We start from the raw sequence: 10,527 nt of genomic DNA, 5'->3' as shown, positions 1-10,527 counted from the left end.
TCGAACAATCAAAACGAAATGCTTCAGAGCAACACCACGTCGTATTGTTCCTGGGAATACATGGTTTCGACCTGAAAACGGATGGTACGCCCGATAAACCCTTCGAGCTCCGCGACGTTGCCCGACTCTTCGTCGAGCAGGCGGTCCACCACTTTCTGGTTTGCCAATACACGATAGCCTTCCGCCTGATAGGCGCGAGCCTCGCGCAGGATTTCACGGAAGATTTCGTAGCAGACGGTTTCCGGGGTCTTGAGCTTGCCCCGCCCCTGACAGGCATTGCACGGCTCACACAGCACTTGTTCAAGGCTTTCGCGGGTGCGCTTGCGGGTCATCTGCACCAGGCCCAACTCGGTGATACCGATGATGTTGGTCTTGGCGTGATCGCGTTCCAGTTGCTTTTCGAGGGTGCGCAACACCTGGCGCTGGTGTTCTTCATCTTCCATGTCGATGAAGTCGATGATGATGATTCCGCCCAGGTTACGCAGGCGCAATTGACGGGCGATGGCCGTCGCGGCTTCGAGGTTGGTCTTGAAGATGGTCTCTTCGAGATTGCGATGGCCGACAAATGCCCCGGTATTGACGTCGATGGTGCTCATGGCTTCCGCCGGATCGACCACCAGATAACCGCCGGACTTGAGCGGGACCTTGCGCTCGAGTGCCTTCTGGATTTCGTCTTCGACGCCATACAGGTCGAAAATCGGCCGCTCGCCCGGGTAATGCTCCAGGCGGTCGGCAATCTCGGGCATCAGTTCGGCGACGAATTGCGTGGTTTTCTGGAAAGTTTCCCGGGAGTCGATGCGGATCTTCTCGATTTTCGGGCTCACCAGGTCACGCAGGGTGCGCAGCGCCAGACCGAGGTCTTCGTAGATCACGCTAGGCGCACTGATGGTTTTGATCTGGGCGTTGATCTGATCCCAGAGACGGCGCAGGTAACGGATGTCCATGAGGATTTCATCCGCACCGGCACCTTCGGCTGCCGTGCGCAGGATGAAACCGCCGGCCTCCTTGATCCCTTCCTTGGCCACGCAGTCGGTGACCACTTGCTTGAGGCGTTCGCGCTCGGCTTCGTCTTCGATCTTCAGGGAAATGCCGACGTGAGCGGTGCGCGGCATGTACACCAGGTAACGCGAAGGAATCGAAAGCTGGGTGGTCAGGCGTGCGCCTTTGGAACCGATTGGGTCCTTGGTCACTTGCACCACCAGGCTCTGGCCTTCGTGCACCAGTGCACTGATGCTCTCGACCGCGGGGCCTTCACGCAGGGAAATTTCCGACGCATGAATGAACGCGGCACGGTCCAGGCCGATATCGACGAATGCCGCCTGCATTCCCGGCAATACCCGCACGACTTTGCCTTTATAGATGTTGCCGACGATCCCGCGCTTTTGCGTACGCTCGACGTGGACCTCTTGCAGGACACCGTTTTCGACCACCGCCACGCGCGACTCCATCGGCGTGATGTTGATCAGGATCTCTTCACTCATGGCAGGGTCTCGTTCAGGCATGTTCACGATAATGGCCGCATCTGTTCAGGAAGACGCTTAAAGCGCGTTCCGGGGTTGCCAACAGGGTATGCCGAAATGGCCGAGCAGTTCCGCGGTTTCGCAAAGCGGCAGTCCGACCACCGCTGAATAACTTCCATCGAGCCCGGCGACAAACACCGCACCCAGTCCTTGAATGCCATAACCGCCCGCCTTGTCCCGCGGTTCACCGCTGGCCCAGTAGGCCACGGCTTCTTCACGGCCGATATCCCGAAAACGCACGCGACTGGTGACAACCCGGGATTCGCAACGTTCGCCATCGAGCACGGCAATCGCGGTCAGGACTTCATGCTCACACCCTGACAGCATCATCAGCATGGCGCACGCATCCGCTTGATCAACCGGTTTGCCGAGAATTTTTCCATCGAGCACCACGGCGGTATCGGCGCCGAGCACGCAGAACGGTTCGTCAGACACGATGCTGCCGCGCCCGATCTCGGCCTTGCCACGCGCCAGGCGCTCGACGTAGGCCGACGGGGATTCTTGAGCTAAAGGAGTTTCATCGATATCCGCACTGATAGCGGAGAACGGAACACCGATCTGCGTGAGCAGTTCACGTCGACGCGGCGAACCAGAGGCGAGGTACAACCGTTTCATCAAGACCTCTCCCTGTCCAATGCCTGAGCGAATTAATTGATTTTGTAGCGTCGACGCAGTCCGCGCAAACCGAAACTGATCCAGGGCCAGAGCAATGCGCTGACCAGTGCCGGCAGCACCAGCGCCAGCGTCGGCTGACGATTGCCGGTCAAGGCACTGAGCCACAGTTGTACCAGCTGGGCGAGGCCGAAGATCACCAGGATCACCAGGCTCTGCTGCCACATCGGGAACATCCGCAGGCGTTGCTGCAGCGCCAGCACCAGATAGGTGATGAGTGTCAGGATCAAGGCATTCTGACCCAGCAAGGTACCGTAGAGCACGTCTTCGGCCAGCCCCAGGCAAAACGCCGTCACCATCCCGACGGTCTGCGGCAGGTTCAACGCCCAGAATGCCAGCAACAAGGCCAGCCACAGCGGGCGCAGGATTTCCATGAATTGCGGCAGAGGCGAAACACTCAGCAGCAGGCCGACGGCAAACGTCAGCCAGACTATCCAGCCGTTTCGGGATGCTTTTACACCGCCCATTATTCTCTCCCCACTGGAGTGGCCGGCGCGGAGACTGGCGGTTTGGCGGCAGGCTTCGCGGCAGCGGGTTGCGCCGCCGGCGGTTTAGCTGCCGCAGGCTTGGCTGGCGTGGTGACTGGCTTGGCTGGCTTGGCTGGCGCGGTGGCCGCAGGCACCGCCGTGGCAGGAATCGCCGGTGCGGCGGCCGGTGCAGCGGGGACCGCAGGGCTGACCAGTTTCGGAACCGTCGCCGGAATGATCGGTCCACCACCCTGTGCATCCAGGCTTTCCTGGGCCTGGGCGGCAGCGTTGACGCGCTCCTCGGCAGTCCGGTTGTCGCTGAACACCAGCAGCAGGTAACGGCTACGGTTCAAGGCGGCGGTCGGAACGGCGCGGACAATGGCAAACGGCTGGCCGGAATCGTGAATCACTTCCTTGACCGTCGCCACCGGATAACCGGCCGGGAAACGCTGACCGAGGCCGGAGCTGACCAGCAAGTCGCCCTCCTTGATGTCGGCGGTATCGGCCACATGCCGCAACTCGAGACGCTCCGGGTTGCCGGTGCCGCTGGCAATCGCCCGCAAACCGTTACGGTTCACCTGCACCGGAATGCTGTGGGTGGTATCGGTCAGCAGCAAGACGCGGGAGGTGTAAGGCATCAACTCGACCACCTGGCCCATCAGGCCACGGGCATCGAGTACCGGCTGACCGAGGACCACGCCGTCGCGCTCACCTTTATTGATGATGATGCGATGGGTGAAGGGGTTGGGGTCCATGCCGATCAACTCGGCCACTTCGACCTTCTCGTTGACCAGGGCCGAAGAGTTGAGCAACTCGCGCAGCCGAACGTTCTGCTCGGTCAGGGCGGCCAGCTTCTGCATGCGCCCCTGCAACAGCAGGTTCTCGGTCTTGAGTTTTTCGTTTTCGGCGACGAGTTCGGTCCGGCTGCCAAACTGACTGGCAACGCCTTCCCACAATCGTCCAGGCAGGTCGGTGATCCAGTAAGCGTCCATCAGCACCAGCGACATCTGGCTGCGTGCAGGCTTGAGCAGACTGAAACGGGCATCGACCACCATCAGCGCGACCGATAGCACGACCAGCACCAACAGGCGCACGCCCAGTGAAGGGCCCTTGGTGAAAAGCGGTTTAATAAGCCGCTCCTCCCAGGCAAATGTTCTGTTTATTCATACGGCGGCAATCCGGCCTGGATGCAGACTGACAGAAGATAAACGCGAACAGGCAGCACTGCAAAGTGCCGCCTGCGCGCTCAACAGCATAGAGGCAATCCGGCGACTTACTCGCTGGAAAGCAGGTCCATGGTGTGTTTATCCATCATTTCCAATGCACGGCCACCGCCGCGAGCAACGCAGGTCAGCGGGTCTTCGGCAACGATCACCGGCAGACCAGTCTCCTGGGCCAGCAATTTGTCCAGGTCACGCAGCAAGGCGCCACCACCGGTCAGTACCAGGCCACGCTCGGCGATGTCGGAAGCCAGTTCTGGCGGCGATTGCTCCAGGGCGCTTTTCACGGCCTGAACGATGGTAGCCAGGGACTCTTGCAGAGCTTCCAGCACTTCGTTGGAGTTCAGGGTGAATGCACGTGGAACGCCTTCGGCCAGGTTACGGCCACGAACGTCGACTTCGCGAACTTCGCCGCCCGGGTAGGCGGTACCGATTTCCTGCTTGATGCGCTCGGCGGTGGACTCACCGATCAGGCTGCCGTAGTTGCGACGCACGTAGGTGATGATCGCTTCGTCGAAGCGGTCGCCGCCAACGCGGACGGATTCGGCGTAAACCACACCGTTCAGGGAGATCAGCGCGATTTCAGTGGTACCGCCACCGATATCCACGACCATCGAACCGCGAGCTTCTTCTACCGGCAGGCCGGCACCGATCGCAGCGGCCATTGGCTCTTCGATCAGGAATACTTCACGGGCACCGGCACCAAGGGCCGATTCACGGATGGCACGACGCTCAACCTGGGTGGATTTGCACGGAACGCAGATCAACACGCGAGGGCTAGGCTGCAGGAAGCTGTTTTCGTGAACCTTGTTGATAAAGTACTGCAGCATTTTTTCGCAAACGCTGAAGTCGGCGATCACGCCGTCCTTCATCGGACGAATGGCAGCAATGTTGCCCGGCGTACGGCCCAGCATGCGCTTGGCTTCGGTGCCGACAGCAACGACACTTTTCTGGTTACCGTGTGTCCGAATGGCCACAACGGAGGGCTCATTCAGGACGATACCGCGCTCGCGCACGTAAATAAGGGTGTTGGCAGTGCCCAGGTCAATGGAAAGATCGCTGGAAAACATGCCACGCAGTTTCTTGAACATGGGAAAGGGACCCTAGGCAACGCGTGGGTAAAAAAGTGCGGCAAACTCTAACAACGACAGGGATTTTGGGCAAGGCGCCAATATGTTAAATTGGCCGCTTTTCTGTGCACCAAGCCCCACAATCGCGGCCTTATGACCGTAGAAGTGCGGTAGTGTTCCGACAATCTAACACACGGACGCCGTCCGTTTTGTTTTCCACTGGAGAATCCCTATGGCGCTTGAACGCTCCGACGTGGAAAAAATCGCTCATCTGGCCTGCCTTGGCCTCAATGATGCCGATCTTCCACACATCACTTCGGCCCTCAACAGCATTCTCGGGCTGGTCGACGAAATGCAGGCGGTCAATACCGACGGTATCGAACCGCTGGCCCACCCATTGGAAGCCAACCAGCGCCTGCGCGCAGACGTCGTGACCGAGACCAATCACCGCGAGGCCTACCAGTCCATCGCACCAGCGGTCGAAAACGGCCTGTACCTGGTTCCGAAAGTCATCGACTAATAGGGAAAGAGCCTGCAATGCATCAATTGACTCTGGCCGAGATCGCCCGCGGACTCGCCGATAAAAAGTTTTCCTCCGAAGAGCTGACCAAGGTCCTGCTGGCGCGCATCGTCCAGCTCGATCCACAGCTCAACAGTTTCATCAGCCTCACCGAAGACCTGGCGCTGACGCAGGCGAAAGCCGCTGACGCCCGCCGGGCCAATGGTGAGAGCGGCGCCCTGCTCGGCGCGCCGATCGCCCACAAAGACCTGTTCTGCACCCAGGGCATTCGCACCAGCTGCGGCTCGAAGATGCTCGACAACTTCAAGGCACCGTACGACGCCACCGTCGTCGCCAAGCTGGCCGCTGCCGGGGCCGTGACCCTGGGCAAGACCAACATGGACGAATTCGCCATGGGTTCGGCCAACGAGTCGAGCTACTACGGCGCGGTGAAAAACCCGTGGAACCTGGAACACGTGCCGGGCGGTTCGTCCGGCGGCTCCGCTGCGGCGGTTGCCGCTCGTCTGTTGCCGGCAGCCACCGGCACCGACACTGGCGGTTCGATCCGTCAGCCTGCGGCCCTGACCAACCTCACCGGCCTGAAACCGACCTACGGTCGTGTTTCGCGCTGGGGCATGATTGCCTACGCGTCCAGCCTCGACCAGGGCGGCCCGATGGCACGCACCGCCGAAGACTGCGCAATATTGTTGCAAGGTATGGCCGGCTTCGATCCGAACGACTCAACCAGCATCGATGAGCCCGTGCCGGACTACGGCGCCAGCCTCAACGGTTCGCTGCAAGGCCTGCGCATCGGCGTGCCGAAGGAATACTTCAGCGCCGGTCTCGACCCGCGCATCGCCGAGCTGATCCACAACAGCGTCAAGGAGCTGGAAAAGCTCGGCGCCGTAATCAAGGAAATCAGCCTGCCGAACATGCAGCACGCGATCCCTGCGTACTACGTGATCGCCCCGGCGGAAGCCTCGTCCAACCTGTCGCGTTTTGACGGCGTGCGCTTTGGCTATCGCTGCGAAGACCCGAAAAACCTCGAAGACCTGTACAAACGCTCGCGTAGCGAAGGCTTCGGCCCGGAAGTACAGCGCCGGATCATGGTCGGTGCCTACGCGCTGTCCGCCGGTTACTACGACGCCTACTACCTGAAGGCGCAGAAGATTCGTCGTTTGATCAAGAACGACTTCATGGCGGCCTTCAATGAGGTCGACATCATCCTCGGCCCAACCACGCCGAACCCGGCCTGGAAGCTTGGCGCCAAGAACAGCGACCCGGTCGCTGCGTACCTGGAAGACGTCTACACCATCACCGCCAACCTCGCGGGTTTGCCGGGCCTGTCCATGCCAGCAGGTTTTGTCGACGGTCTGCCGGTCGGCGTGCAACTGCTCGCCCCGTATTTCCAGGAAGGCCGCTTGCTCAACGTTGCGCACCAGTACCAGTTGAACACTGACTGGCACACCCGCACCCCAACCGGCTTCTGAGGAGACACACATGCAATGGGAAGTCGTGATCGGGCTGGAGATTCACACCCAGCTCACCACCCGGTCGAAAATCTTTTCCGGTAGTTCCACCACGTTCGGTTCCGAGCCGAACACCCAGGCCAGCCTGATCGATCTGGGCATGCCTGGCGTTCTGCCGGTACTGAACCAGGAAGCAGTGCGCATGGCGGTGATGTTCGGTCTGGCGATTGACGCCGAGATCGGCCAGCACAACGTGTTCGCCCGCAAGAACTACTTCTACCCGGACCTGCCCAAGGGCTACCAGATCAGCCAGATGGAGTTGCCGATCGTCGGCAAGGGCCATCTGGACATCGCCCTGGAAGACGGCACGGTCAAACGTGTCGGCATCACCCGCGCGCACCTGGAAGAAGACGCCGGCAAGAGCCTGCACGAAGAATTCAGCGGCGCCAGCGGCATCGACCTGAACCGTGCCGGCACGCCGTTGCTGGAAATCGTTTCCGAGCCGGACATGCGCAGCGCCAAGGAAGCCGTGGCCTACGTCAAGGCGATCCACGCGCTGGTGCGCTACCTGGGCATCTGCGACGGCAACATGGCCGAAGGCTCGCTGCGTTGCGACTGCAACGTGTCGATCCGCCCGAAAGGCCAGGTCGAATTCGGCACCCGCTGCGAGATCAAGAACGTCAACTCGTTCCGCTTCATCGAGAAGGCGATCAACAGCGAAATCCAGCGTCAGATCGAATTGATCGAAGACGGCGGCAAGGTGATCCAGCAGACGCGCCTGTACGATCCGAACAAGGACGAAACCCGTCCGATGCGCAGCAAAGAGGAAGCCAACGACTACCGTTACTTCCCCGATCCGGACCTGCTGCCGGTGGTCATCGAGAACTCGTTCCTCGACGACGTGCGCGCCACCCTACCGGAATTGCCACCGCAAAAACGCGAGCGTTTCCAGGAGCAATTTGGTCTGTCGGTCTATGACGCCAGCGTCCTGGCCACCAGCCGCGAGCAAGCCGACTACTTCGAGAAAGTCGCGAGCATCGGCGGCGACGCCAAACTGGCGGCGAACTGGGTGATGGTCGAGTTGGGCAGCCTGCTCAACAAGCAAGGCCTGGACATCGAAGAGTCTCCGGTTTCCGCAGAGCTTCTGGGCGGCATGCTGTTGCGCATCAAGGACAACACCATCTCCGGCAAGATCGCCAAGGTGGTGTTTGAAGCGATGGCCAACGGCGAAGGCAGCGCGGACGAGATCATCGACAAGCGCGGCCTCAAGCAAGTGACCGACACCGGTGCCATCTCGGCGGTGCTGGACGAAATGCTCGCGGCCAACGCCGAGCAGGTCGAACAATACCGCGCGGCAGACGAAACCAAGCGCGGCAAGATGTTCGGCTTCTTCGTCGGCCAGGCCATGAAAGCCTCCAAAGGCAAGGCCAACCCGCAACAGGTCAACGAACTGCTCAAAAGCAAGCTCGAAGGCTGATGAGGATGGAGCCAGCTCTTAAATCTGGCTCCATCTCCTGTGGGAGCGAGCTTTTGTGGCGAGGGGGCTTGTCGGAACGCCGCATCGCCCCGTTGGGTCGCGAAGCGGCCCCAATTTCCGGATTCGGTTTGTATCTGACAAATCGTGTTCGAAATTTTGGGACTGCTGCGCAGTCCAACGGGGGCAAGCCCCTCGCCACATTGGCTCTACTCCCACAATTGTTTCGGGAAAACCTTGAATGAAACGTCTGTTCGGCGCCTGCGCCCTGCTCTCTCTGTTGGCTGGTTGCGCCAGCACCGACACCGTCGATCCGCACGGCTACGATAAAACCGGCGTGGCTTCGTACTACGGCGCCAAACACCAAGGCAAACGCACCGCCAACGGCGAGCGTTTCAACATGAATTCCATGACCGCCGCCCATCGCCAGCTACCCTTTGGTACACGGGTGAAGGTCACCAATCTGAATAACGACAAATCCTGCGTGGTACGCATCAATGATCGCGGGCCGCACACCCGTGGCCGCCTGATCGACCTGTCCCGGGAAGCCGCCGAGCGCCTGGGCATGCTGAGCAGCGGCACCGCACGGGTTCGCGTGCAAGCCCTCGACGACTGACCGATGGAGCCCCGACCATTTTCGGACTAGCCGATTTACCCCTGATCAGTGTGATCGAATTAGTCAGCGGATTGTTCCTGCTGATTGTCGGCGCCGAATTGATGGTGCGCGCCGCCGTACGCATCGCCGCGCGGTTGCACGTACGACCACTGATCATCGGCCTGACCATCGTCGCCCTCGGCAGCAGCGCACCGCAGATGGCGATCAGCCTGCAAGCGACCCTGGCGCACAATGCCGACATCGCCGTCGGCAGTGTGATCGGCAGCAGCATTTTCAACATCCTCGTCACCCTCGGGTTGTCCGCGCTGATCATTCCTTTGCGGGTTTCCCGGCAATTGGTGCGCCTGGATATTCCATTGATGATCGGCGCCAGCCTGTTGGTGTTCGTACTCGCCTGGAATGAAGAACTGACCCGTGCCGACGGCGTGATGTTGCTGACAGCACTGGCGATTTACCTGGGCTTGCTGCTGCGCCAGTCACGACACTCGGCACGCCCGGTATCGAGCCATGATCACGCCGTGCAAGCGTCATGGCTGAGCAGCGTGCTGATGATCATCGCCGGCCTGGCGATGCTGGTGTACGCCGGGCACTTGCTGCTGGGTGCAGCGGTTGCGGTCGCCACCGATCTTGGGTTGTCGGAGCGGATCATCGGCCTGACCATCGTCGCCGTCAGCACATCACTGCCTGAGCTGGCCACTTCGTTGATCGCGGCAATGCGCGGTGAGCGCGAGATTGCCGTGGGCAACGTGATTGGCAGCAACCTGTTCAACCTCCTGGGCGTGCTCGGCTTTACCGCGCTGGTGGCGCCGTCGCCGCTGTCGGTGTCGCCCAACGCCCTGGATTTCGACCTGCCGGTGATGCTCGGCGTCGCGGCGCTGTGCCTGCCGGTGTTCTACTCCGGCTACCGGGTGACCCGCGCCGAAGGCCTGCTGTTTCTGGGTTTGTACCTGGCGTATGGGCTGCACGTGGTGTCGTTCACCACCGGCATGCCACTGGCCGGCAAGCTGGAACACTTGATGCTGTTTTTCGTCCTGCCGGCGTTGGTGGCGTTTTTGCTGTTTACGTCGCTACGCGCCTGGCATCGCCAACACCATAAGAGGGAAGCCCCATGACCGAGAATAAAAAACCCGGCGTTGAAGTCCGCCGCCAAGTGATGGGCGACGCCTTTGTCGACCGCGCACTGGGCAATGCCACCGAATTCACCCAGCCGCTGCAGGATTTCGTCAATGAACACGCCTGGGGCGGCGTGTGGAATCGCGAAGGCCTGCCGCTGAAAACCCGCAGCCTGATCACCCTTGCCGCCCTGACTGCACTCAAGTGCCCGCAGGAATTGAAAGGACATGTGCGCGGTGCGCTGAACAACGGCTGCACTGTGGATGAGATTCGCGAGGCGCTGCTGCATTGCGCGGTGTATGCCGGTGTGCCGGCGGCGATCGATGCGTTTCGGGCGGCGCAGGAAGTGATCGACAGTTACCAGAAGCCGGAGTGAGTCATTGAAATTCAGGCTGCCTGATCTGGCG

11 protein-coding genes are annotated in these 10,527 nt (G+C 60.7%); 6 read left to right on the top strand and 5 right to left on the bottom strand.

Features of this window, described 5'->3' with window-relative positions; all coding sequences use genetic code 11:
- Window positions 1-23 precede the first annotated feature (23 nt).
- The 5 genes from rng to mreB all read right to left on the bottom strand — a co-directional run bounded on the left by rng (window position 24) and on the right by mreB (window position 4,970).
- Entirely contained in the window at window positions 24-1,481 is a 1,458-nt protein-coding gene (rng, locus tag KGA96_RS16085) for a ribonuclease G (RefSeq protein WP_008018726.1), read from the bottom strand.
- A gap of 57 nt (window positions 1,482-1,538) precedes the next feature.
- Entirely contained in the window at window positions 1,539-2,135 is a 597-nt protein-coding gene (locus KGA96_RS16080; protein ID WP_223513606.1) for a Maf family protein, read from the bottom strand.
- Between the two features lie 32 nt (window positions 2,136-2,167).
- Window positions 2,168-2,659: a rod shape-determining protein MreD gene (gene mreD / locus KGA96_RS16075; protein WP_007970244.1), complete on the bottom strand. Its 492-nt coding sequence runs from the start codon at window positions 2,657-2,659 to the stop codon at window positions 2,168-2,170.
- Window positions 2,659-3,789: a rod shape-determining protein MreC gene (mreC, locus tag KGA96_RS16070; RefSeq protein WP_223467505.1), complete on the bottom strand. Its 1,131-nt coding sequence runs from the start codon at window positions 3,787-3,789 to the stop codon at window positions 2,659-2,661. The genes mreD and mreC overlap by 1 nt, the downstream gene beginning before the upstream one ends.
- A 143-nt stretch (window positions 3,790-3,932) precedes the next feature.
- A complete protein-coding gene (mreB, locus tag KGA96_RS16065) occupies window positions 3,933-4,970 on the bottom strand; it encodes a rod shape-determining protein MreB (protein WP_002555108.1) in 1,038 nt (345 codons plus the stop codon).
- A gap of 211 nt (window positions 4,971-5,181) precedes the next feature.
- Here mreB and gatC point away from each other — a divergent pair, with 211 nt between their 5' ends.
- The 6 genes from gatC to KGA96_RS16035 all read left to right on the top strand — a co-directional run bounded on the left by gatC (window position 5,182) and on the right by KGA96_RS16035 (window position 10,496).
- Window positions 5,182-5,469, top strand: coding sequence for an Asp-tRNA(Asn)/Glu-tRNA(Gln) amidotransferase subunit GatC (gatC, locus tag KGA96_RS16060; protein ID WP_046040026.1), 288 nt, complete (start codon window positions 5,182-5,184; stop codon window positions 5,467-5,469).
- 17 nt (window positions 5,470-5,486) lie between these two features.
- The gene (gatA, locus tag KGA96_RS16055) at window positions 5,487-6,938 is read left to right on the top strand and encodes an Asp-tRNA(Asn)/Glu-tRNA(Gln) amidotransferase subunit GatA (RefSeq protein ID WP_223513602.1); all 1,452 of its coding nucleotides are present in this window, start codon (window positions 5,487-5,489) and stop codon (window positions 6,936-6,938) included.
- A gap of 10 nt (window positions 6,939-6,948) precedes the next feature.
- Window positions 6,949-8,394, top strand: a complete 1,446-nt coding sequence (gene gatB, locus KGA96_RS16050; protein WP_046040024.1) for an Asp-tRNA(Asn)/Glu-tRNA(Gln) amidotransferase subunit GatB — start codon at window positions 6,949-6,951, stop codon at window positions 8,392-8,394.
- Window positions 8,395-8,632: 238 nt separating this feature from the next.
- Entirely contained in the window at window positions 8,633-9,007 is a 375-nt protein-coding gene (locus tag KGA96_RS16045; protein WP_046040022.1) for a septal ring lytic transglycosylase RlpA family protein, read from the top strand.
- A gap of 50 nt (window positions 9,008-9,057) precedes the next feature.
- The gene (locus KGA96_RS16040) at window positions 9,058-10,119 is read left to right on the top strand and encodes a calcium/sodium antiporter (RefSeq protein ID WP_046040020.1); all 1,062 of its coding nucleotides are present in this window, start codon (window positions 9,058-9,060) and stop codon (window positions 10,117-10,119) included.
- Complete coding sequence (locus KGA96_RS16035; protein ID WP_046040018.1) at window positions 10,116-10,496, top strand: carboxymuconolactone decarboxylase family protein; 381 nt, start codon at window positions 10,116-10,118, stop codon at window positions 10,494-10,496. Before KGA96_RS16040 ends, KGA96_RS16035 begins: the two co-directional genes overlap by 4 nt.
- The last annotated feature ends 31 nt before the right edge of the window (window positions 10,497-10,527 follow it).

Source organism: Pseudomonas sp. GL-R-26 (genome assembly GCF_019947365.1).
Lineage (GTDB): Bacteria > Pseudomonadota > Gammaproteobacteria > Pseudomonadales > Pseudomonadaceae > Aquipseudomonas.
Note: the sequence above shows the minus strand (reverse complement) of the source record. Positions and strands in the feature narration are given on the sequence as shown.

Bases quoted from the DNA above. Each gene is read 5' to 3' on its own strand.
- rng (WP_008018726.1), bottom strand. From the start codon at position 1,481: ATGAGTGAAGAGATCCTGATCAACATCACGCCGATGGAGTCGCGCGTG.
- KGA96_RS16080 (WP_223513606.1), bottom strand. From the start codon at position 2,135: ATGAAACGGTTGTACCTCGCCTCTGGTTCGCCGCGTCGACGTGAACTG.
- mreB (WP_002555108.1), bottom strand. From the start codon at position 4,970: ATGTTCAAGAAACTGCGTGGCATGTTTTCCAGCGATCTTTCCATTGAC.
- gatA (WP_223513602.1), top strand. From the start codon at position 5,487: ATGCATCAATTGACTCTGGCCGAGATCGCCCGCGGACTCGCCGATAAA.
- KGA96_RS16045 (WP_046040022.1), top strand. From the start codon at position 8,633: ATGAAACGTCTGTTCGGCGCCTGCGCCCTGCTCTCTCTGTTGGCTGGT.
- KGA96_RS16035 (WP_046040018.1), top strand. From the start codon at position 10,116: ATGACCGAGAATAAAAAACCCGGCGTTGAAGTCCGCCGCCAAGTGATG.
- gatC (WP_046040026.1), top strand. From the start codon at position 5,182: ATGGCGCTTGAACGCTCCGACGTGGAAAAAATCGCTCATCTGGCCTGC.
- mreD (WP_007970244.1), bottom strand. From the start codon at position 2,659: ATGGGCGGTGTAAAAGCATCCCGAAACGGCTGGATAGTCTGGCTGACG.
- gatB (WP_046040024.1), top strand. From the start codon at position 6,949: ATGCAATGGGAAGTCGTGATCGGGCTGGAGATTCACACCCAGCTCACC.